Below are 23,558 nucleotides of genomic sequence, written 5' to 3'. Positions count from 1 at the left end.
AACCTTGCACTTTTTTGGGTTTAAAAGTCTTGAAACCCCTGGCAGTCATAGCTTCTAGTTTTATTCAGCAAGCCCTACATAGCGGTTGCAGCTAGCTGTGCTTTGTTTTACAGCAGTGCGATGCTATTTGGATTGACAACCAGTTGGTTGGGAGGATTTCAACCTTGGTTGGCTAGCGCTACGGTTTTTGTTGTGTTTGGGATGTCGGTGATCCAGTTAACGCGAACTGCTTGGGATTTGCTAACATTTTTGTCTCCCATTCCTATCCTGAGATATCTGCTTTTTGGAGTTGGTGTTAATAACAATCATGCTTTCAATTGGTTAGTTGCAAATTTAGACAAGTTGCAATGGTTTTACTCGCCAGTGGGTACAAATATTGCGAGTGTTCTTGCTTTGTCTCTCTTGGTTTGTGGTACAGGAACCTATTGGATGTGGCAGGGATGGCAGCGCCGCTTTCCAAATCCCACTGCTACAGTTTTGAGCAAGCGACAAAGTTATTTGGTAGTTATCTGCTGTCAGCTAATAATTTTAGGGTTTGGACTCCAATCAAGTCTCGCATCCTACGGTAATAGCAGCGGTTTACTTGTCGTGAATTTGCTGATGTTCTTAACTTTAATTGCAGCTTTAACATCTGAGAGACAATCTTTGTACGATTGGGCAAGGTATAGGCAACAAATCGTTCCCAGCAGTCAGAAGTTGTGGCGACGCTACCCGCTACTCGATTTAATTTGGAGCGAAAAAAGTCCGGCTGGAGTTGAGATCGCGATTAATCTCCTCAGCTCAGTCATCATTTTAACACCTCTGACGCTGTTTCACAAAATTGAGGCAAAAGAATTTTGGGGCGTAATTTGCTGCCTTAATCTCATTCTAATTTACGCAGCCATCACCCAACTATTCCTATTTACAAAAACCCGAAATCAGGAAATTTGGGCCGCAGGCACTGTCGGTAGCGCTATCTTGTTGCCTCCTCTGATTTTATCTATGCTCTTGCTCACCCCAGAAAAAGCTCCTATTTTTTGGTTTTCTTCAACATTTGCTAGCTTTTGGTCTTCGTCGTCTCTCGTAGCGTCAGGAAATACCATTTTGTTTTCTATACTCAGTCAGTGGACTGTGTTGGTGTTGCTGAATCTAAAATTGCGATCGCAACTAAAACTCGCCGGAAAATCTGCTTCTAAAGCACTGCTGAAAGCTTGAAAAAGCAGCGGAAACTTGAAACTCCGATTCAGGCAGGGATTTAAACCCCTGCCTGAAAGCTTAAGTCATCTGAAAACGACTGTTTAACTAACTTATTATGCCAATTTCGCATTTATAATCCACTTTATATTGAGCGATGGTGGTCGCCGCTACACACACAAAGCCCACCTTGGGAGGCTTTAAGATTAAAGTTGAAAAATAATTTTTGACTGTACAGATCCAAAATTATAGAGTCAGCGTATATTACTAATGAACGCAGTACAAAATTTCATAGGTTCGCACCGCTCAAAATTTCAGCTTGCCTGTTTGCAGTTGAGCTGCGATGGCGCTTGGCTACACACCCAATTATAAAATATGGCTAAGTAATCTGTATTTAGGAGTGAGTTTATTTGAATCCGGGGGCGGGTTTATATATCATTTTAGCTGCGTGTAATACTTTTATGGCAACCCACCCCTACAGCAGAAAATAATAAAAACTATCCTAAAAGTGCGAATTTGTGATATTTTGACTGAGAATACCGCCGCCGTTAGGCCACGTAAGTATCAAATTTAGAGGGTGATTAGAGCATGGCAGAAATTAGAGACACCGCACAAGCAAACTTGCTAGCAGGATCTTCAGAAGATGACCTAATATTTGGTTTGATGGGCAATGACACCATTGCCGGAAACTCTGGTAATGACAGCATTTTTGGAGGTAAGCAAAGCGATTTAATTGATGGCAATTCGGGTCAAGATTCGCTTTTTGGAGATTTAGAGAACGACACTATTAACGGCGGAGAAGGTAACGATTTTTTAGTGGGTGGAAAAGGCAGCGACTCCATATCGGGAAACTCCGGCAATGATGTTTTGTCGGGCGATCGAGATACTGATATCCTGATAGGCGGAGACGGGGCAGACGTATTTGTTTTGAGGCGCTATGCTGAGGCAGATCCTGGTCGTACCAGCGGCGGTGCTAATTTCGCAAATGCTGACGCGATCGCCGATTTTGCAGCGGGTACAGATTTAATCGGTTTGGCTGGAGGTCTTAGTTTTAGCGACTTGAATATTCAGGAAGCTGGAAACGATACTGTTATTCAAGACCGAGTGACTGGAGAATTTCTCGCTACTCTCAGAGGGGTGAGACAAAGTTCGATTAACCAGGCAAGTTTCACTAATAATATTGGCAGCGTTGTTCCCAACCCCCCGCCTTCAGCGCGGACAACGGCTTATGCTTTAACTCCTGCTAATCGGATTGTCGGTTTTAGTCTTTCCAATCCGGGAAGTGTCATCTCAGATTTCCCCGTGACTGGATTGCAAGCGGGAGAAAGTTTGCTGGGGATTGATTATCGGCCGGCTAACGGTTTGCTTTACGGTGTGGGTTCTAGCAATCGCTTGTATACTGTCAATCCGATGACTGGGGAAGCAAGTCCAGTCGGTAACGGGCAGTTTGCTGTTCCTCTAACTCCGGGGGCTGCGGGTTTTGATTTCAATCCGACAGTCGATCGAATTCGGTTTGTCAATCAAGCCGATCAAAACGCCCGCCTCAACCCGGATACCGGGGCACTTGTGGATTTTGACACGCTGGCGGGGGGAATTCAACTCGACGGGAATTTGGCTTACCGGGAGGGCGATCGCAATTTTGGGTCAAATCCAGCGGCTGCTGGGGCTGCGTATGTGAATAACTTTGCAGGGGGAACTTCCACAACGCTGTTTGTAATTGACAGCGATTTGGATATTTTGGTGCGACAAGATCCGCCCAATAATGGAGTGTTGAATACGATCGGATCTTTGGGAGTTGATGCTACTAGCGTTCTCGGCTTTGATGTCAGGAGTATTGGTGGCCGCGATGTCGCGGTGGCAGCGCTGGAAGTTGGTGGCATTTCGGGCTTGTACAATATCAATTTAAGTAGCGGTCAAGCTTCCTTTGTCGGTCAAATTGCCGACGGGAGACAGATTAACGGTTTGGCTTTGCCTCTGCCTACAGCTTACGCTTTAACTGTCAGAAATGGCGCTGAAACAATTGTCGGTTTTAACGAGGCGGGACCGCGGGCGATTCTCAGCGACGTGGCAGTTACAGGGTTGCAGCCGGGAGAAAGTTTGCTGGGAATTGATTTTCGCCCCGCTAACGGTTTGCTTTACGGTGTGGGTTCTAGCAATCGCTTGTACGCGATTAATCCGGTGACTGGGGCTGCAAGTCAAGTCGGTAGCGGGCAATTTGCTGTTCCCCTAACTCCGGGGGCTGCGGGTTTTGATTTCAATCCGACAGTGGATCGAATTCGGTTTGTCAATCAAGCCGGTCAAAACGCCCGCCTCAACCCAGATACCGGGGCAATTGTCGATTTTGACACGCTGACAGGGGGAATTCAACTCGACGGGAATTTGGCTTATGCTGCAGGCGATCGCAATTTTGGCAATCCCGGCGCTGCTGCTGCTGCTGCGTATGTTAATAACTTTGCAGGGGCAACTTCGACAACGCTGTTTGCAATTGACACCAATTTAGATGTTTTGGTGCGGCAAGATCCGCCGAATAATGGAGTGTTGAATACGATCGGATCTTTGGGAATTGATGCTGGTAACGTTCTCGGCTTTGATGTCAGGAGTGTTGGCGGTAACGAGACGGCTTTGGCTGCGATCGAGGTTGGCGGAGTTTCCAGCCTATACAATATCAATTTGACGACAGGTCAAGCTTCTATAGTCGGTCAAATTGGTGACGGGCGAGGGATTAAAGGTTTAGCACTAACTTTGATTTAGATGTTATTACTGGCAAATCTGGGATAGTATAGCAATCCTAAATGATTCAGATAAATTTGTAGGGGTAGTGCCCCCGTGCCTACCCCCTATCTATCGGGCAACCACGGGGGAATTGCCCCTACAATAATTATGCAAATGATTTAGGATTGCTATAGTAAGGTACGCAATACGCACCTTAAAAATAGGGTTGAGGCATAAGTCCTGTTAGTCAAACAAGTTTTGGAAAGCATACCAACCATCGCCGAGATAAAAAATATTTTGATCGCCGTTGTTGCTACCGGGCGCAAAGCTAAAATTTATCGCCTGGAAACCACCGGCTTTGCGAGATAAATCCCGAACGAATCCCTGATGCGCCCACTTACCCTCTATCTCAATTGACGTGACATTGGTTGTTGTCGGCAAGATTGCCAGATTATCTGGGGCAGGTTCAGATTGGTCGTACACTCTATAGACACCAAGAATCTCAAAAATTCCTATTTTTTGACTCGGATTAAACTCCAATACTTTGTTTTGAGAGGTTGCAACTTTTACGCTATCGGCTATTTTTTCTAATGCCGGCTTATAAAGCGTAAAATTGAACCATAATAAAAGATGTGTTGCCCAAATTAGTGAAAGAATCCATGCTAGCAATGGAGTAATCCACCAACGAAACTGTTTCAGCCATAGACGTGCATTGATGAGACTGTACGCCCAAATTAGCAAGATTGACAGCCACAGCAACCAAGCTAAACTATCCCAACTCCAATTAGAGAATGAAAATAATAGAATTAAAGGAAGGTACAAAATTAATTTGACAGGAGCTAGGATAATGTTAATTATATCTATAGGGTCAAGAATTTGATAGCTTGGCGACAAAAAGCAGCATAAGGTAGTAGCGAAAGAGAAAAACGCTATGCTATTGAAAATCTTCCCGCTTGATACTTTTAATCTTGAAATAATTTTCACTTTTTATTATTCCTGAAGTTGTTGATATTTTCTCTATTTTAAACTATAATAAATTTAGGAGTTACGCACAAACTCTATCTGTAGGGCTGGCCATAAGCACTTTACCCCCTACAAATAGTGCAAAAATTGCACCTTTGCGTAAATCCCTACTATTCATCGCCAATCTGAACAGCTAAAACATAAGATGTTATCTCAAGTTTTTTACTTGCTGCGTTCTCGTGCTGACGGCAAATATATTAGCGCTTGTCCCAATCCAGATTCGGCAGTGAGTTACCTGCTGATGTTTCGCGAAGACTATGACGCTTTGAGCTATCTCAACGCCCACGCTGCTGATGTTGCTGATCGATTCGGAGTAGAATCGATTTCCGGTTCTCAGGTAAAAAAGCTACTCGAACGTTGGGGCTTTAACGGTGTGGGGGTTGTTCAAGACCCGCTGTTACCCAATATTGAGTTTTTATTGACAAAGGATTGACACTTGACAAGATTTGCGCTTCACCCGGTTTCAGGAAGAAATCGGGTTTTTTCGTCATGTTTTTAGGATCTCGCCCGATCGAGCTTGTACAGTTCTGTGCCCCATATCTAGTGCAAATTGTCAAATATATTAACCTTTTACCCTAAATCTGAATCCTGTTGTATATTCGTAGTCTGTTGATTTATTCCGACACGTCAGTACACAACCTATGGTTCGAGAATTAGAGCGATCAAGTGCCAGCGAGAAACGCAACCTGTCCGATTTCCCCGAAACAGCACCCGCAGCCAATCCAGTATTTTTTAGGACTTACAGCCGCCGTACCGAGACGGGAAGGGAGACTTGGGAGGAAGTGTGCGATCGAACAGTCCAGGGGCTCCAAAAGCTGGGAAACCTCACCCCCGAAGAAACACAACTGTTGCACCGGATGCAAAACCAGCTCAAAACCCTCGCTTCAGGCCGCTGGCTGTGGGTAGGTGGCAGCAAATGGATCGAGCAACCAGAGAATTTTTCCGGCGCATATAATTGCTCCTCAACAAATATTCTCGACTGGCGTTCCTTTGGTTTGTTGATGGATTTGGCAATGATGGGCTGCGGCACCGGGGCAGTCTTGGAACCACAATATATCAACCAACTGCCGCCGATCCGCAACCGCTTAACCCTAACCATGCAAGGCGAAATCGGCTCTACACCCGCCCAGTCGCGCCGTCAAGAAACAGAAGTAAAAATAGCAGAAAAAACCGCAACTATTTATGTCGGAGATTCTCGCCAAGGTTGGGTAAACTCCTATCAAACTTTGCTGGAATTATCCACAGATGAAAGATTTGCAGGAGAAGTTCAAGTTTTCATCGATTTGAGCGACGTTCGCCCGGTGGGAGAACCTTTAAAAGGTTTTGGCGGAGTAGCAAATCCGGTGAAATTGCCCGACCTTTATCAGCGCTGCGCCGCAATTTTGAATAAAGCTTTAGGGCGGCAGTTAAATTCAGTTGAATGCTGCGTCTTGATTGATGAAGCAGCGGTCACGATCGTCGCCGGCAACATTCGTCGATGTATTGCTTACGGAGCAAGAGTTTCAGCCATTTCAGGCATGAAGCCAATCCAAGATATTCAGATTGGGGAGTTGGTGTTAACTTCATCTGGTGAATATCGTCCTGTACTCAATAAATTTATCCAAGGCAATCAGGATGTTGTAGAAATTCGCACCCCAGCAACTTCAATTCGGTGTACTGCAAATCATCGCGTTGCTGTCTATGACGGACTGCGATCTTATACTTGGAAATATGCAGGCGAATTGCAAAAGGGCGATCGGCTAATATCCGTCCCTCACTCGAAAGGACTGCCTAACTCTACAACAGATTGGGCATGGCTTATCGGTTTTTTTATTGGCGACGGTCACGCCGATTTAGAATCCACTAAAAGACGAAATGGTGGTGGTGGAGTTGTTAGCTTTGCCATTTCAACCCAGCGTTTGCAGGGAATCTTAGGAGAGAAGATTCTCAGAATTCTCAGCAATCTTGGGTACTCTCCAACCTTGAATATTCAAGGCAGTCACGCCAATATCAATGTTTATCGCAAAGAATTTGCGGAAACTCTCGGACAGTACAAGAAACCTTGGCAATCTCCGATAATTCCAGAGTTTGTCTGGCAAGGAAATCGGGAAATCCGAGCTGCTTTTCTAGCAGGATTGAGTGATGCAGATGGTACTCCTTCCCGAAATGTTTTGGTCAACTCTAACAAGTTAGAATTTTTACGAGAAGTGCAAAAGCTAGCCCTCTCCTTGGGAATTGCTACTACCTTGCATGAGCGCGAGCCAAAAACTTTGAAAGGCAGAGATAAAATCTATGACGGTTGCCACTGGATTCATATTCAAGGCTTGCAATCTCAAGCTGTAACTGTGGGTTTGGTGAATCAATTTGCAGTACGTGATGGCTTTACTATCCGTCAAGGTAAAAAGAATGGATTATCCTTACCTTATCAGTTAATTCAACAAGCCTCTGCCGCAGGTTGGAAACCTTTTGTAAAATCTCATGCCTCTCGGTTAATTGCTCATCCAACGGGACGAGGACATAGAGATGCAAATTGGGATGCTTTAATGGCAGAGGATGCGGTAAATCCTCACTGGTTGCCCATAGAAGTTCTGTTTGTAGCACCGGCTGGTGAAGCTGAAACTTTCGATATTGAAGTCGAAGGCGATCATGAGTTTATTGCTGATGGCTTGCTAGTGCACAACAGCGCCGGAATGCGTCAGTTTGAATCGGGTGATGAACTAGGCGCAAATGCTAAAAACAATTTGTGGCAACAAGATGAAAGTGGAAACTGGAGAATAGATCCAGAACGCGATGCCCTTCGTATGGCAAACCATACGCGAGTTTTCCATACCAAACCTACACTAGAAGAATGTATTGATGCTGTCCGTAAACAGTATTACAGCGGCGAAGGTGCGATTCAATGGGCTGGGGAAGCTGTAGCTCGATCTAACGTTGATTTACTTTCAACACCGAGTCTTAGAAGTGAGTTTTTGAAAGCTTACGACGAAGGAAAAGCTAAAGAGTGGTTGCAGGAACGCCATCCTAATATGACTGCTGGCGAGTTAGAGCATCGGTTAGTCCGTGTGGGCTTAAACCCGTGTGGTAAGTAATTTTGCCTCACGTAAAAAACCTCGCAAAATCGGAGAAGACTGAGATGTTAACTCCGAGGTAAGTAAGGGAATTAAAAATCCTTTACCACCGTAGAGCGTACCGGGTGAACCTTCTTTTTTGAAGAATATAATCCTGGCAAGAGTGCGGGGCATTTACAACTACAGTAAATGAAAAAGTACGCCGAGCTACAGGGAAAACGGAATCTGTAGAACTAGAGGATAAAAAGCCTTTAGGGTAACAAAACTGGAAATCATCGGCTCTAATTTCCATTGTAATTTGGCGGAGGTTCACCTCAATCAAATTGACCCTTACAATTTCAAAGAACAGGAGGAAGCTTTCAAGGCTGCGGCTCTATCTGTCGCGGTACTTCTCAATCACAAATTTCTTGAGCCCCGCTATCAATACAGCCGCGAACTAGACCCGATTGTCGGCGTATCTTTCACGGGATTGTTCGATTTCTTTGTTCATGCTTTTGGCGTTGAGTGGCTGCGCTGGTGGGTGGAAGGCCGCCCGCAAACTCCGCAAGGAATCGCTTTTAAACAGCGGGAAGAAGAGTATTTGAGTGGTTGGCGCGAGATTGTCGATCGGGTAGTATGGGATTATTGCGATCGCCATTCCTTAAAACGCCCAAATCGCTGCACAACTGTTCAACCATCGGGTACTAAATCTCTGCTGACAGGTGCTTCTCCCGGCTGGCATCCGCCGAAAGCCCAGCGTTTCATTCGCCGAATCACTTTCGGCAAAAACGACCCCGTAGCCCTCGCCTGCATCGACTACGGATACAACGTGATTCCGTCTCAATCTGACAAGGATGAAAACGGCAATTTGCTGAACAATCCCTTCGATGAACGCTGTACAGAATGGCTGGTAGAAATACCTGTTGCGGTAAGTTGGGCTGACTTGCCCGGTGCTGATGAAATTGACATTAACAAGTTCTCGGCTGCCGCACAAATGGACTTTTATATGCAGGTGCAAAAGTTCTATGTCAGACATAACACTTCGGCCACGATTGAACTGCGAGAAAATGAAGTGGAAAGTTTGGGTACGCGGATTTATGAAGCGATTCGCGATGATGAAGGCTACATTTCCGCAGCGCTTTTGGCTCGGTTTGATGCTCTTGAAACTTTCCCGCGTCTACCCTTTGAACCGGTGAGCAAGGAAATTTACACCAAGATGGTGGAAGAAAGTTTAGCGCGCCGCCAAATAGATGTTTTTCATGCGGCACTAAGTCGCTATGACTTGGGTGAAATGATGGATTCGGGGCCGGCGGGCTGCGATTCCGATAAGTGTTTGATGCCGGAGACTAAATAGATTTAGCGATCTTGGCTTAAGTATGAGAAATCCCCAGGCTTTGGGGATTTTTTTTTTTGAGTTGCACAAAAATTATAAAGCCTTGATTGAGGCTGTTCTGGACATTCCTAAACGTAACTGGCCTAATTAAGTAGGGTGCTTCAGTGAGTAAAACCATAATTTTTCGTAACAACCTAAAAACTGACGCACCTTAAAAGTTAAGAGAAATATGACAGTTGCGTAAGTCCTCGTCAGAGGATAAATTTTGGTTAAATAAAGTTAACCATAGGAATTCTGAAATCGGTACAGCGAATGAGTAGTGTGGGGGGAAAACTCAAACAGCGACGCCAATCGCTGTCTTTGAGGCAGCAGCAAGTTGCTGATGAATTGGGCGTGACTGTAACCACTGTGAAAAATTGGGAAGCGGGCAGACATATTCCAAAGCTGTATCTCGAACAGACGAAAGCATTGTGCGACCTCTTGAAACTTTCCTTAGATGAACTGGTAGATTAACTTGCGGTTGAAGAAACTGCTGCGTGAAATACCAGTATTGTATAATTAAATTAGCCTGGTTTTTAGAGTTTGTAACTAATAGCAGCATGATCAGAGGCGCGCTTCCAGATGATATTCCCACCAATTTACAAGAACAAATACTGCTGCAAGACGCTAAGGCTCAACCTGCCATCATGATTCAAGGTGGCTCCAGGAGACCGCTAGGAGATGCTCCCAGATTGGTTGCCAACTATGGCGGTCAGCCTGAAGATTGGTATAAAATGGCTAGTAACCAAACCGCTATTATCGAGGGATATGTCGTTGAAATTCATTGGTATAGAAATGCCTCCACACTGCAAAATGTGGAGTACAAAATTAAACGTACATACCCTAAAATAGCACCTAAAAACCAGTGAGGTTAATATATGAAAATTCGCTGCATTGCCAACAAAGGAGCTGACCTGCCGGAAAATTACCTCAATCCACCGCTAGACATTACCAAAGAAACTGAATTTAAATTGACAGTCGGTAAAGAGTATACTGTCTATGCTATCTCTGAATGGAAAGGAAATTTAGGGTACTATATTTGCGATGAGCGCTATACTTATTATCCTCTAGAGAATCCAGCGCCGTTATTTGAGATAATTGATGGCAGATATTCTCGGTACTGGCAAGTGCAATTAGCAACTAACGGTTTGTTAGAGATTGCTTTTGAGCATTGGTTTTCGATACCTTATTTTTACGATAAGCTAACTGACGGGGAACCAGAAGCAGTTTTGATTTTTGACAAAATAAAAGAACTCATGGACTCTGAAGCAGCAATTCCTCAACCCCAACCTTTCTCTGTTGAGGAATTGCTGGCGATGCCTCCTTTGTCGCCGGATAAACTAGCAAAAGTTCCTGGTTGAAACAATCTCGGTAAGGTGCGCCGAGGGACACCCTACATTTATTTGAAAATCTCTTTTCTCTTTTGCGGTACTAAGGTTGCGGTTAAATAAACTGTGGCGTGCAGACCTAAAATTCCCCAATTCCGAGCTAAGTTTTGCCAAGTCAGTTCGTAGACTGCACTCTTCTCGAATAACTGCGGTAAGATTGTGCGATCGCACAATCTTACCGCACTTTTCTCAACCGTTTATGTAATAATCCCGCGTTCCCTTCGCATTCATCGCTTCTCCGAGTCGATTTAACCCGTAGACATAAGCAGCAGTTCTCATGGAAACTGACAATTCCTGAGATTTTTTCCAAATTGCCTCAGTTTCTTCGACCATTTTATGATTCAACCGCTGGTTGACTTCCTCCAGCGTCCAATAAAGTCCGCTGCGGTTTTGCACCCACTCAAAATAACTAACCGTTACGCCTCCGGCATTGACTAAAATATCAGGGATTACCTGAATTCCCCTGGCTTCTAAAACCACATCAGCAGCAGAATCAATCGGCCCGTTAGCTACTTCAAAAATAAACTTAGCCTTAACATCATTAACATTGGCTTCTGTTATTTGATTCTCCAAAGCTGCTGGAACCAGCACGTCTACATCTAATGCTAAAATTTGCTCATTTGTCAAGATTTCGTGTTCGATAATATTGCAAACAGAACCTTCGCAGTAAACAGCTTTGATACCTTTGTTAGAGTCTTTAAAGCTTCTAATACTGGGGATATCCAACCCTTGTTTAGCATAAATTCCCCCTTGGGAATCGCTGACTGCAACAACTTTGTAACCTGCTTTCCAGAGCAGTTCTGCTATTTCGGCACCGGCATTACCAAAACCTTGTACTGCTACAGTTGTATCTTGAGGATTTAGCTCAAATTTGGGTAGAAGAGTTTGTACTACAAAAAAAGCACCCATTGCGGTTGCGGTATCTCTGCCCAAACTGCCACCAATTGTCACTGGTTTACCAGTCACTACCGCTGGAGAAAGCTGTCGCTTAATAATATTGTACTGATCCATCATCCAACCCATAATCATGGGATTGGTGTACACATCCGGCGCGGGAATATCGACATCCGGGCCGATGAAATCTGCGATCGCATCAACATAGCCCCGGCTCAACCGTTCCAATTCCAGTTTGGACAATTCCTTGGGATTGAGAGTAATTCCGCCCTTAGCTCCTCCGAATGGCAAGTTCAAAACTGCACATTTAAAAGTCATCCAAAATGCTAAGGATTGCACTTCATCAAGGGATACTCCCGGATGATAGCGGACTCCTCCTTTAGACGGGCCTCTGGTATTGTCGTAGCGCACCCGATAACCTTGAAAAATTCGCAGGGAACCGTCGTCCATCCGCACGGGAATCGATACAATTAAACTGGATTTGGGATATTTCAGCCGTTCGATCGTATCCTCGGAAAGCGACACATATTTTAAGGCTCGTTCTAATCGGCGACTGGCATCGGCAAATAATGAATCAGACATAAGAAGTTAGTTGTTAGTTGACTGTTGACTGTTGACTATTGACTGTTATCAGAGAGAAGAAGGCTTCGGGTGCTTAAGCTAATTTAATCACAATCCAGGTTGAATTCTGTCAACTGTCAACTGTCAACTGTCCACACACTGCCTTGTGTCGATCGACTTTTCGAGCAGTCCCAAGCAGCGATTAAGCAGATACACTTACAATAGAGGGTGATATTGAAGCTAAAGGCGCACTTTGAGTTCGATCGCTCAAATCAGTGCCAGCCATCAGGGGAATTAAATTTTGAAATAGATCGAGGCTTTAGCTGACGTTAGAAACTGAATTATTATTATGGTTGGACTCCTAGCCGCACTCTCTGCGTCTGCGGCAGGGGGTATGAGAATTGCCATGCCCCTGCTGTTAATTGGTTTGTTGCGGATTGACAAACTTTGGTCGGAAATACCTCTATTATCGGGGGTTCCCCCCCAAGTGGCTATCACCATCTTGGTGAGTTGGTCGCTGTTAGAGTTATTTGCTTCTAAAACCTTTGTAGGACAGCGGGTACTGCAAATTGTGCAAATTATTTTCAGCCCCATTGTAGGAGCAATTATGGGAATTGCGATCGCTCAGGTAAGTTTGATCGAGGAAATTATTGCTCACCCTTGGATGCTGTGGATAATTGGTATTGTCGGAGGTTTGTTGGCTTTAGTGCTGCAACTGGTACAAGCTGGATGGTTTTATCGGCTGCGGGGTTTGCCGATTTGGGTGATTTTCCTCCAAGATGTTCTGTGCATTTCCTTGGTTTTGTTTGCCTTTGACGCACCACGGCAGGGAGGGTTAGTTGCTATGATCCTGCTGTGGCTGGCAATTCGCAGTTCTAAAGAGTGGTATCGCTGGTACAAAAGTCAGGGAATACCGGGCGATAGGGGAAATCCCCGCCGCCGCAAGCGCGATCCTGATTAATTATTGATTAGTTATTGGTGATTAGTCATATCGTTTAGGGTTGTTTCGGAATGATTTACCGCAGAAACCGCAGAGGGCGCTGAGTCTCCAGAAGAGAGAGATGAATAATTCCGATACCAACGGATTTGATATCATTAGTCATTTGTAACTACAGTCAACAGTCAACTGTCAACAGTCAACTGTCAACAGTCAACTGTCAATTTAAAGCAATCCGATCGAATGTAGCGGGCCCTGACCCGTAATTAACTCCAGCAATAGTGCCACAAAACCAATCATCGCCACACGACCGTTCCAGACTTCCGCCCCCGTGGTCAAACCCCACTCCCACTGCTCTTGAGGGTACATTTTCACTGTCTTGGAAGGGCGTATAACATCCGAGAATTTAACGCTGGGAGATTCGATCGACTCGATGACTAAATCGGCCAAGGCTTCAATAAACACCGGATGAGTATTGAGGGCAGGCACTCGGTAGAAATTTTCAATCCCCGATTCTTCTGCTAATTCTCGATACTCCATATCAATTTCTTGCAGAGTCTCGATGTGTTCGGAAACAAAACTAATCGGAACTACCAACAAATCTTGCACTCCATTTTCTGCCAATTCGGTAATGGCATCTTCGGTGTAAGGCTTGAGCCATTCCACCGGGCCAACCCTACTTTGATAAGCTAGAGTGTGTTCGTTCGATCGATCCAAATGTTCCATAATCAGACGAGTGCAATCTTCAATCTCGCGCTGATAGGGGTCTCCAGCCTCTTCTACATAGCTGAGGGGGACGCCGTGGGCGCTGAAAAAGATGTGAACTCGATCGGGATTCGGATTGTGGTCTAGTTCTTGGGCTATCAGTTCCGACATTGCCTGAATGTAGCCTGGCCGCTTATACCAAGAAGGAATCGCGGTATATTCGATATCCTTGAGGGCTGGATCTTTGCCCCACATTTCTTCTAGCTGCCGGAAGCTAGAACCGCTGGTGCTGATGGAAAATTGAGGATACAGCGGCAAGATTGTCAAATGTTCAATGCGATCGCGCTTAATTTTGGCGATCGCCTCTTCAGTAAAAGGATGCCAGTAGCGCATCCCCACGTATACTCGAGCATCCTGTCCCTTTTCTTGCAAGAGTTCTTGCAGCGAAGCCGCTTGTTCCTCGGTAATCCGCCGCAAAGGAGAGCCGCCCCCGATTTGGCGGTAGTTTTCCTGGGATTTTTGAAAGCGCAGGGTCGAAATCAACCAGGCGAGCGGTTTTTGCATCCACGGAAACGGAATGCGAATGATTTCCGGGTCAGCAAACAAGTTGAACAGGAAAGGACGGACATCCTCGATTTGATCTGGCCCGCCCAAGTTTAATAGCAATACTCCCACACGACCCATAGCGGTTACAGCTCTCCCATCGTCTCAGTTCTGTTACTTATCTTTATCATATTACTTAATAATATCTTAAGTCGATAGCAAGGTATACATAATTTTGACTTTGGCAAAAATTTTGAGAGATTTAAGTTATCAGTATCAGTGGCTGTAAGATGCGATCGCGCGTCTGGCTGCTTTGAGCGTAGGTGGCGATGCTCGTTTGGATCAGCGAGCTTTAGATTTTAGAGGCGACCCCACGGATGAATCCGTTTGCAGGTCATCGGATGCGGATTTAGTCAATTGCGATCGACCAAATTTTGTAGGGGCGAGTTTCACCAACAATAACTGCCTAAAACCAACAATCTTATAAACTCGCCCCCACCCAACGGATCGTCTACATGAACTCTGACTTCGATCGAATCGGAAAAATGTACATTTCGATTTACGGTTGGGTAGGGGCGGGTTTTATATATCTTCAATCATTGGCAATTATGGTTGGTGAAACCCGCCCCTACAGCCACCTAATGACTAATGACTAAAAAAACTTTTTTGCTTCTGCCAAAGCCGCCTCAAACTTGAGCAATACATCCTTTTCTGTGTGAATAACTTTCTCTTGTTCCAGCAGCGGGCGGCCAAAGCGAAAAATGCCGTCCTGTTCTACGTGGTCTACATAAGGCAGCGTTTCTGGATGCGGCAAAAATTTTCTGCCGATTGTGTACGGCGTGTGGAAAGAAAAACTAAAATCGGGAAACTTGTCGCTCTTGATTTCCAGGTAGTACAGCGAGTAATAATCTTTGGTTTCGGAGTACACGCATTCGCGGCATCTATTTACCAGCTTGCGGTTCTGATAGAAAAAATCCCACTTATCCCAATAGTAGTCATCTTTCATCATTTCCTGGTGGTCGTCGCACAGTTCGAGATATAATTTGTCAGCATCCGCCGGACGGTAGAAGTAAAGCATGGCGTAAGGCATTTCAATCAGTAACTTGACTGCTTGATTTTTTCGCTGGTACCATTCCTGCTGGTGAGTTTCGTAGATTTCCTTATATTTATTAATTGCTTTAAAGCTGTTGAGCTGATTTTCTTTGGCCCAGCGCGACGCCCAAACAGTCCAGTAAGCTAGCTGGAAAGTTGCTGAAATTTCCGCAGAACCTTGTTCTTTCCAGTCGGCAATGATTTTTTCCCACTCGGAACTAAAAGCTACTCGTGATTGTTCGTTTTCTTCGGGCTTTTCTGTATTAATTGGGGTGGGTATTTGGCGATTATTTTTAATCAGCCCTTTGGGTTCTTTGCGCCAATTATTAATATCGGTTTGCGTGAGACTTAAGATGAATCTTCTGTCGTGAACGGGATATTCTAAATGGATTCCTGATTTGCGGAAAGAGCGGTATTCTAGAACAGGGAGTTTGTCTTGTTCGATCCACTGCTGGCGTTCTGCTGGCGAACACTTGAGTATTGTTTCTAATTCTACGGGATCGACTGCTAATTCACTTTTGAAGGTCTCCCAAAATCTTTCTTGTTCGGCTGGATTTGCTTCTAGGAGGGATACAATTCGATTGACGAGATGATCGGTTTGGTCTTGGCAATTGTCGGGAAGTCCTAAGAAGTCGAGGAGTTTGGTCTTGAGTATGCGTCTGGCTGAGATTAGCTCGGCTAACATGAGAAGCTCCAGTAGAGTCATGACTTGCGCCCTTGAACTGGCAAGATTTGCACAAGTCTTATATATCTTAATAGATTCTCCTGGGTTGTCGGCAATTGAAATTTTCGCGCGAGGGAAGCTATCCCGCGCGTGCGAGCCCGTTGCGGTAGGGAATCGCCCAACAGCAGCCCCCTCCCTAAGCTAAAATACTCAAAGCTAGACCAAAAAGCCGATTCCCTACGGGATAGCTACGCTTCACGACCTTTTGGCCTGATTGGCTAAAACTCATATGTTGCACCATTCTCAATTACTTGTTTAGGAACCGGCAAGATGCCTGTTCCACAAGAAAATTTATATTTTGTGGAACAGGCATCTTGCCTGTTGCTGACAATGGTGCAAAATATCAGCTAAAATCGATAATTGCGATCGCGCACCCACAAACTCACAGGCACAGCATGGCCTGTTTTGTCAACCTTTACTTCTACCAAAAAAGATTGTCTCTGCTTCCTTTGAGCTTCGCTAATCTCCTGATTGACTTTTTCCCTTTCATCCTCTGGCATATAATAAGTTTCTAAGCCGTATTCCATCCGCCAACTGTTATATTTGCCCTTAATTGCGATTTGGTTGGCGGGCAAATTGCCAGGATTTTCTAGACTGACGCGGACGGGTTTCCAAGCTTGGGGGCGACCGGGATTAGTCGCAGCTTTTGGCGCTTCTAAGATTACATAAAAACTGGTTTGTGCCTTGACATTGTGTGTATTTTGTGGACAAGCAGCCCCGGGCGGACAAGGTGTGTTTTCGGCAGGTAAATCTTTCCAGCCGGGGAGTTTTTGGAGATTTGTGCGATCGGAAATATCATATCTCAAAACTTGGTAATATCCGCGCAAAAAGTCGTAAGGGTCTACTGGTGCTGTTTGCAGGACAACTGTTTTGCCAGTCATAAAAGTGTAAACTGCGGGAGCGGGTACGGCGGCAATTAGTCCGATTTGCAGCAGCAAAGGAACCCACAGCCGCCAGGCGGGAAGGCGTTTTGCTTCTGGGGGAAGCTGAAACACATTTGTTGTATCTGGATTTTCAACTAATAAGTCAATGTTGTTTCTGTTCATATTAGGTATGGGTTATATTGTTTAGGGTTGTTTCGGAATGATTAAACCGCAGAGAACGCAGAGGGCGCTGAGTCTCCAGAAGAGAGAGATGAATAATTTCTATTCATCGGGGATTTTTGCGAAGTGGCGCTCGAACCACAAACCCGCAGCAATAACACCGATTCCGCATAAAACAAATACAAAAGATTTGAGCAACAATTCTGTGTTATATTCAAATACTCGGCTGATGATTTGCAGGGTGATTAATACCATGCCTCCCCAAAAATTCTTGCGGTTTCCTAATGCTAAACCTTCTCGGATTAAGCCGACAGCGAGCAGAAAAGATAAAACATTAAACAGGAAAGTCGCTAATTGCGGAATGGGAGTAAAACTGAGGTGAAAAAACGGTATTAAGGCGCTGGCGAGGATAAAAATGCCGATCGCACTTGTGGTCAAATCCACTCGTTTTTGTTTGGGACGGCGGAGTTCCAAACGTCCCAAGCGCAGCCACTCAAACACCGTGAAACCGCCCAAAACAGCCACATTTGCCAGCAAAACCCCATCTGGCTGAATTTGCTCAGGATTCGGCGAATCTTGCCAAAACCAGTGGAAAGAAAGAACATAAAACACACCGGCGAGAAACAGCAGTGCTAAACTGCGGGCGGTAGGTTGAAACAGCTTGCTGCGTACCTTCGGCCAGATTGCATCGTCGTATCCCCACAGCAAAGCGGGCGGCAAAGCACAAAAAATTGCAGCAGCCCAGCTTGGATTTAACCCTTGGACAATAGAAACTTGTAGCGAAAAAATTATCGCGATCGCACCTAGGGCAAAAATAGCACGCGATCGACACCAATAAGCCAGCGGCACAAACATTATACTGGCGGCTATCGGCATTTGTCGCACCAAAACTTCCAGCCAAGAAAACTCGACTTTGGAAGACCAATCTAAGACAGCAAGCCAATAGCCCAAACCGATTAAAAGTGCGGACAAAACGCCCAAGGAAGTCAACCGCAAACTGTAAGCCATTCCGAGCACACCGATTCCCCAAGCAACGAAAAGTCCGTAGGAAGAACCGCCAATATGGAACATTTGCGCCATCAATGCCATATTTGCTCCTAAAATCAGAGCTCCTAACAGCAACAATCCTTCACCTAGGAATTTGTTTCGCCCTTTTGTTGCGGGCAAAATATTTGGATTTGAGCTTTGGCTTCGGGATGGGGGAATTCGCCACAGATAGAAACCCGCTGCATTGACTGCGACGAAAAGACTTAGCAGCAGTGCGACTCTCACTTCGCGCGACCAAACTTGCCAGTTTGCGGCTACAAAGGTGATGACTCCTATACCGAGGAGAATGCCGCCGAGACTCATCAGAATGCTGAGGAAACGGTTGCGGGAGGCGGTTTCGAGTGTGTTGAATTGGTAGCGTTCGGAAAGTTGTTGGTAGAATAAAGTGTCGATGAGTCCTTCTGCTTGCCAGAGTTTGGCTTGATCTCGCAACTCGCGCCGAAATTTATCTGAAATCATTTTTAATATTCCAGAGGATTTGAACTGTGATAGTTTTTAATATGTCACTTGTCGGTTGATTGTCGATGGAGGCTGGGACACCTGCTAAACTAGCACAGCAGATTTGATTGATATCCTGCGGCTGTTGAAACCGTTTCTACATAAACAAACTCCCAGCCGAAAGGAACGAATAAATCAAGGAATCTAATATTATGGTACAAGCTCAATCTAAAAAATTAACTTTTGACGAGTACCTTAATTACTCAAATGATACGGGTCAACGCTATGAGTTAATTGATGGGGAGTTAATAGCTTTGCCACCAGAATCTGAACCTAATAATTTCATTGCTAACTATCTATTTTTCTATCTGGCTAGCAGCGGGCTAGTGCCACTTAGACTGATTAAAACGCATAATTGCGAGGTTCAAGTTGCCGTTTTGCGATCGGAAGATGCCGCCAATCGCTACCCCGATTTGATAATTCTGGAACCTGAACATATTCCGCTGACAGCAATCAGGCTAACTATCACTTTCGATATGCTGCCTCCTCGGTTTGTTGTGGAGGTAGTCAGTCCGGGTAGAGTGGGCAGGGATCGGGATTACGATCGCAAACGAGCTCAGTACGCAGCGCGGGGCATTGTAGAGTATTGGGTTATCGATCCAATAGAAGAATTGGTGACGGTTTTGCGGCTTGAGGAGGGGCAATATGTTGAGGTTGGGGTATTTCGGGATGGAGGGGCGATCGTATCTCCGATGTTTCCACAGCTAAGTTTGACGGTTCAACAGATTTTGAGTGGAGAGGTTTAAGGGCGGATCAATAGCTAATTGGTTAGCATTCATCTAACCACCTACCGATTAGTGAAAATCTCCACTCTCAACCTGATTAAGGCTATGTTTCAATCCCTAATAGAGTTTTAGTTTGATTGCGGCAGCGCTCGATTTGCGTCGAGATGCAATTTGGAGTAACCCGTTTCAATCCCTAATACCAATTTTTTATGAGGCCCCGTAGAATCCGATCACCCTGGCGCCCCCCGCGTCCGGGGGGGGACAAGAGTCCGATCTTTCGTCCCCCTACTATCAGGGAGATGCGAGGGGGATCGAGATATGTGCAACTTCACATTAAATTAGTATAACCGCTCGTAACTGTCCATCGTTTTGCTGCCTAGTATTTGTAAGCAGCAAAACCTGAGCGGAACCAAGACGATTTACCTCTCAAGGTAGATGTCGGTGAATCGTGTCTTTGAGATTCTGAATGTGAAATGTAACTATTTATACTAATGCCGCATCTTTTGTTGGTAGACGACGAAGCCCCACTCTGTGAAAGCCTTGCTTACTCACTGAGAAAGGAAGGCTATGAGGTCACTACAGCACCAGATGGACACAGCGCGATCAAACAATTCCACAAGCAAGTACCCGATATCATTCTGCTCGATCTGATGATGCCAGAAGTTGATGGGATGGAAGTGTGTTGGCGTATCCGGGCTTTTTCTAATGTGCCTATACTGATGCTAACGGCTAAAGACCAAGATATGGATAAAGTGTTGGGCTTAGAGGCAGGGGCAGATGATTATGTGACCAAACCCTTCAATACGCAGGAATTGCTCGCACGGATTAAAGCTTTGCTGCGTCGCCATCATCCGGAATCTGCTTAAAAGCGGTTAAGGCATCCTTCAAGGGTTTGATAGCTCGGTTGGCTCAATCCGTGACCAATGGCGCTAGGTTAGGATCACTTGCAACGGATACACCATTTATACCAGCCATGTTTGAGCGGATGAAACTTTTTGCCCAAGACTCCTTCACGAGCAGATGGTTAGCATCTCTTCGGTGGAATTCAATCCACACGAAGCTCTTGGCTACCTACCTGCTCCTGATCGTCTTAGGAACCTCGCTTATGTCTGGTTACATCCTATGGACGTTTTATGCCTTTTTCATGCAGTCTCGTCAGACAGATTTAGAAAACTGGGCAACAGCACTGAGCGAGAGTGTTGCAGATGTCCTCGAAGAAAAAGATACGCAACGGGTGCAGATCATTGTCCGGCGCTATGGGGCACCCGCCAATATCACACTCCGTGTCTTTGATGCCCAAGGTTCGCTGCTAGCAACCTCTGACCCTCAAACAGATCGACAAATCACCAATTGGGTGCCGATACCTGGCGTTTCAGAAGCACTAAACGGTCATTCGGTGCAGGGCATTGCTAAAGGGGTTGTATCAACGGACGATCGCCTCTATATTGCCAAACCGATGACTCGCAACGGTCAGCGGTTGGGGATATTACGCATCTCGATTACTTTAGAACAGTTTCAGAAACAGTTTGTAAGGGTGATCTGGACAATTTTAGCCGCCCTTGGCATTACCATTCTTCTCTGTACCTTGGTCAGCGATCGATTAGCCCGGAGTCTCTCTAAACCCATTGAGGTGATGCGAAACTTTGCGATTCGTGTGGGTAGAGGACAGTTTGATGACAAACTCGTGATTCGTCAAAGCAATGAACTAGACCAACTCGCAACGGAACTGAATCGTATGAGTGAACGGTTGAAATCATTGGACAACGAACGCAGAGCCTTCCTAGCGAATGTTTCCCATGAACTGCGGACTCCTGTGAGTAATGTTCAGGTCACCATTGATGCGCTGGAGCGTGGCGCTGTGGATGAGCCGGAGTTGCGCGATCGCTTTTTTCAAACCATTAAAGAGGAGACGAAGCGACTTTCGGGCTTGATTCACGATTTGCTCGATTTAGGACGCTTAGAAGCAGGTGTCACGCTATTAGAAATCCAAGCCATTGCCTTAGAAAGTGTCATCAGCCGTGCGATTAGAGCAATGGAAGTTCGTATGCAGGCTAAAAACGTGACTATAGAAGTTGATATTGCTGACCTTCGGATTATGGGCGATTCGGAACGCTTATTACAGGCTTTTTTGAATCTCTTAGACAATGCGATTAAATACTCTACCCCCAATGCTCGTATTTTCATTGCTGCCTCTGGCAACAAGCAACAGGCTCGGATTTCAATTCGAGACCAGGGAAGCGGCATTCCTGAAACCGATTTACCTCGCATTTTTGAACAGTTTTACACCACGAGTCGCTCTAGTAAGAATGGGGTAGGTCTGGGTCTAGCGATTGCCAGACGCATTATTGAAGCGCATGGAGGCAGCATTACAGCCAGTAGTAAACCCGGTCAAGGGGCTGTATTCACCTTTTCTCTACCCTTAGAATCATAAGTAGTTGATCCCGTTGTCTGGTTCCGTGTCACTTCTTCCACCTGACTCACAGCAGTATTAGTCAAATGGATAGGAAAACCCGACTCTGCCAAATCAGACAATCTAGATTTAATTATCTTTTTATTTAAAGAAAAATGTTGTGCTAATTCTTTGTCAGGACATTTGCATTTTTTATAATTATTTAGTAGTCTCTAATTTAATGTGAAGTTGCACATATCTCGATCCCCCTCGCATCTCCCTGATAGTCGGGGAACGAAAGATCGGACTCTTGTCCCCCCCCGGACGCGGGGGCGCCAGGGTGATCGGATTCTACGCGGCCTCATAAAAAATTGGTATTAGGAGTTAACTTAGGCACACCGTGATTCCTTGATACGTTCGCCGAAACTGTTTTTAAACCGACTATTTATTTTCCCACGAATATGGTCTGTTTATTTCCGCCGTGCTGTCCTACGCAACTGATGCAGCCGAAAAAAATTACCCCATCAAAAAAACACCTATCCACTTCCGCAAATTTTATCCATCAACCCGATTCAAATTCCAGTCGTAAGGCAAAAAAACGAGCGCCCATCCATCACCCACAGCCGCCTCCGGCCCCAAATAACCGCCCACATACTCAGCCACCGAACCCGCCGCCTTTACAAAATCCTCGCCGTACCACTTAAAAATCTTGCTCAAATAAAGCGTCTTTTTCTGGGCATCATATCGCACCTTATCAGGATTGTGAATAAAACGGCTCGCATCCGCTTCTAGTTGAGTCCGTACCGACTCCGGGAAATAAGCCCCCCGGCGCAGCAGCGGGCACCCGACAGAAGCGCAAACTAATGCAAAATGGATGCGCGGTTCCGCAAATTCCGGCCGCAAAATTGCGTGTTCGATTTGATTGAGACTGTACTTTTTGCCGCCAATAATCGTATTTGAACGAGTGAAAAAATCCAAAAAACTCAGCCAGTTGGGAATTCCCAAAACTTTGGGACGGATGGATGCGATCGGGTATACTTCCAGAACTTGAGAAATTGCGATCGCATTGTACGCATTCAGCCACAAGGCCAGCCGCGCATCCGCATCAGTACCATCCGCCAAATCCACATCAGCCAAACTTTCCAGCCACGCCCTCAAAACATCCGCCCCCTCAGTTGTCCAGCCCCGATAATTGACGCGGCCCAAATCGTCAACATAGCGTTGCAGCAACTCGTCCCAAATCGTAAAGTCGATCGTACCGGTCATTTATTACTATCCATAATATAAGGCGGGCATGGCTTTAGCTTCTGCTTCTATTTAATACTACCGTCAACCCAAATAACACCTGCAACGGTAGCATTTTTTAGATTAGCCCCGTCAAACGGGATCTGGTTAAATTAGCATCGCTCAAATTAGCGCCTTGTAAATTAGCTTGTCGCCAAGCAGCCCCGCTCAAATTTGCCCCGGATAAATTAGCATCTCTAAAATTTACTTCTCTCAAATCTGCCCCTGGCAAATTCGCATTTGCTAAACTCGCCTGCTGCAGGGAATGCCGATAAAATCCCCGCCCGGAAACTGGTTAGTTTACCACAACTAATTGACTTGCTGCAGCTTAGCTGCAATCACTGGTCTAGCCAACCCGACAATCATTCCCCATGAAACTGCTCCCAAAGTTACAGATTTCCTGCTCTTTACATTCTACAATC

The 23,558-nt window shown here is 45.5% G+C and carries 20 protein-coding genes; 12 read left to right on the top strand and 8 right to left on the bottom strand.

Annotated features, from left to right (window positions below):
- The first annotated feature begins 102 nt into the window (after nt 1-102).
- On the top strand, nt 103-1,194 hold the full coding sequence (locus tag QUA40_RS04720; protein WP_333122188.1) for a hypothetical protein: 1,092 nt from the start codon (nt 103-105) through the stop codon (nt 1,192-1,194).
- Between the two features lie 567 nt (nt 1,195-1,761).
- Nucleotides 1,762-3,924: a DUF4394 domain-containing protein gene (locus tag QUA40_RS04715; RefSeq protein ID WP_333122187.1), complete on the top strand. Its 2,163-nt coding sequence runs from the start codon at nt 1,762-1,764 to the stop codon at nt 3,922-3,924.
- A gap of 204 nt (nt 3,925-4,128) precedes the next feature.
- Here the strand turns inward: QUA40_RS04715 and QUA40_RS04710 are convergent, their stop codons facing one another.
- The gene (locus QUA40_RS04710; protein WP_333122185.1) at nt 4,129-4,869 is read right to left on the bottom strand and encodes a hypothetical protein; all 741 of its coding nucleotides are present in this window, start codon (nt 4,867-4,869) and stop codon (nt 4,129-4,131) included.
- Nucleotides 4,870-5,053: 184 nt separating this feature from the next.
- On the opposite strand from QUA40_RS04710, the gene QUA40_RS04705 reads away from it, so the two are divergent.
- The 6 genes from QUA40_RS04705 to QUA40_RS04680 all read left to right on the top strand — a co-directional run bounded on the left by QUA40_RS04705 (nt 5,054) and on the right by QUA40_RS04680 (nt 10,667).
- Nucleotides 5,054-5,341, top strand: a complete 288-nt coding sequence (locus QUA40_RS04705; protein ID WP_333094178.1) for a hypothetical protein — start codon at nt 5,054-5,056, stop codon at nt 5,339-5,341.
- A 208-nt stretch (nt 5,342-5,549) separates the two neighbouring features.
- Nucleotides 5,550-7,976 carry an LAGLIDADG family homing endonuclease gene (locus QUA40_RS04700; RefSeq protein ID WP_333122183.1) on the top strand — a complete coding sequence of 809 codons (2,427 nt, stop codon included), beginning with the start codon at nt 5,550-5,552 and terminating at the stop codon, nt 7,974-7,976.
- 244 nt (nt 7,977-8,220) lie between these two features.
- Nucleotides 8,221-9,288, top strand: coding sequence for a ribonucleoside-triphosphate reductase, adenosylcobalamin-dependent (gene nrdJ, locus QUA40_RS04695; RefSeq protein ID WP_333122242.1), 1,068 nt, complete (start codon nt 8,221-8,223; stop codon nt 9,286-9,288).
- A gap of 291 nt (nt 9,289-9,579) precedes the next feature.
- Entirely contained in the window at nt 9,580-9,780 is a 201-nt protein-coding gene (locus tag QUA40_RS04690) for a helix-turn-helix transcriptional regulator (RefSeq protein ID WP_333122181.1), read from the top strand.
- A gap of 23 nt (nt 9,781-9,803) precedes the next feature.
- The gene (locus tag QUA40_RS04685) at nt 9,804-10,175 is read left to right on the top strand and encodes a hypothetical protein (RefSeq protein ID WP_333122179.1); all 372 of its coding nucleotides are present in this window, start codon (nt 9,804-9,806) and stop codon (nt 10,173-10,175) included.
- A 9-nt stretch (nt 10,176-10,184) separates the two neighbouring features.
- The gene (locus QUA40_RS04680; RefSeq protein WP_333122178.1) at nt 10,185-10,667 is read left to right on the top strand and encodes a hypothetical protein; all 483 of its coding nucleotides are present in this window, start codon (nt 10,185-10,187) and stop codon (nt 10,665-10,667) included.
- Between the two features lie 216 nt (nt 10,668-10,883).
- Here the strand turns inward: QUA40_RS04680 and QUA40_RS04675 are convergent, their stop codons facing one another.
- Nucleotides 10,884-12,170: a Glu/Leu/Phe/Val dehydrogenase gene (locus QUA40_RS04675; protein WP_333122176.1), complete on the bottom strand. Its 1,287-nt coding sequence runs from the start codon at nt 12,168-12,170 to the stop codon at nt 10,884-10,886.
- Nucleotides 12,171-12,498: 328 nt separating this feature from the next.
- Between QUA40_RS04675 and QUA40_RS04670 the strand changes: the two genes are divergently transcribed.
- Nucleotides 12,499-13,110 (top strand): DUF4126 domain-containing protein, encoded by a 612-nt coding sequence (locus tag QUA40_RS04670; RefSeq protein WP_333122174.1) that lies wholly within the window; start codon nt 12,499-12,501, stop codon nt 13,108-13,110.
- A gap of 201 nt (nt 13,111-13,311) precedes the next feature.
- Here the strand turns inward: QUA40_RS04670 and hemH are convergent, their stop codons facing one another.
- From hemH to QUA40_RS04650, 4 genes are all read right to left on the bottom strand, one after another.
- A complete protein-coding gene (gene hemH / locus QUA40_RS04665; protein ID WP_333122172.1) occupies nt 13,312-14,475 on the bottom strand; it encodes a ferrochelatase in 1,164 nt (387 codons plus the stop codon).
- Between the two features lie 511 nt (nt 14,476-14,986).
- Entirely contained in the window at nt 14,987-16,111 is a 1,125-nt protein-coding gene (locus QUA40_RS04660) for a hypothetical protein (RefSeq protein ID WP_333122170.1), read from the bottom strand.
- Between the two features lie 386 nt (nt 16,112-16,497).
- A complete protein-coding gene (locus QUA40_RS04655) occupies nt 16,498-17,196 on the bottom strand; it encodes a GDYXXLXY domain-containing protein (RefSeq protein ID WP_333122169.1) in 699 nt (232 codons plus the stop codon).
- A 99-nt stretch (nt 17,197-17,295) separates the two neighbouring features.
- Nucleotides 17,296-18,699: a DUF2157 domain-containing protein gene (locus QUA40_RS04650; protein ID WP_333122168.1), complete on the bottom strand. Its 1,404-nt coding sequence runs from the start codon at nt 18,697-18,699 to the stop codon at nt 17,296-17,298.
- 191 nt (nt 18,700-18,890) lie between these two features.
- Between QUA40_RS04650 and QUA40_RS04645 the strand changes: the two genes are divergently transcribed.
- The 3 genes from QUA40_RS04645 (at nt 18,891) to QUA40_RS04635 (ending at nt 21,894) form a co-directional block, all read left to right on the top strand.
- Complete coding sequence (locus QUA40_RS04645) at nt 18,891-19,484, top strand: Uma2 family endonuclease (protein ID WP_333122166.1); 594 nt, start codon at nt 18,891-18,893, stop codon at nt 19,482-19,484.
- A gap of 470 nt (nt 19,485-19,954) precedes the next feature.
- Nucleotides 19,955-20,329, top strand: coding sequence for a response regulator (locus QUA40_RS04640; protein WP_333122164.1), 375 nt, complete (start codon nt 19,955-19,957; stop codon nt 20,327-20,329).
- Nucleotides 20,330-20,568: 239 nt separating this feature from the next.
- The gene (locus tag QUA40_RS04635) at nt 20,569-21,894 is read left to right on the top strand and encodes an ATP-binding protein (protein ID WP_333122162.1); all 1,326 of its coding nucleotides are present in this window, start codon (nt 20,569-20,571) and stop codon (nt 21,892-21,894) included.
- Nucleotides 21,895-22,407: 513 nt separating this feature from the next.
- Here QUA40_RS04635 and QUA40_RS04630 read toward each other — a convergent pair.
- Nucleotides 22,408-23,118, bottom strand: a complete 711-nt coding sequence (locus QUA40_RS04630; protein WP_333122161.1) for a DUF547 domain-containing protein — start codon at nt 23,116-23,118, stop codon at nt 22,408-22,410.
- Between the two features lie 97 nt (nt 23,119-23,215).
- Nucleotides 23,216-23,398 (bottom strand): pentapeptide repeat-containing protein, encoded by a 183-nt coding sequence (locus tag QUA40_RS04625; protein ID WP_333122240.1) that lies wholly within the window; start codon nt 23,396-23,398, stop codon nt 23,216-23,218.
- Between the last annotated feature and the right edge of the window lie 160 nt (nt 23,399-23,558).

Origin of the sequence: Microcoleus sp. Pol11C3 (assembly GCF_036701485.1) — a bacterium.
GTDB lineage: Bacteria > Cyanobacteriota > Cyanobacteriia > Cyanobacteriales > Microcoleaceae > Microcoleus.
The sequence above is the reverse complement of the archived record's forward strand: the minus strand, read 5'-3'. Positions and strand labels throughout refer to the sequence as shown.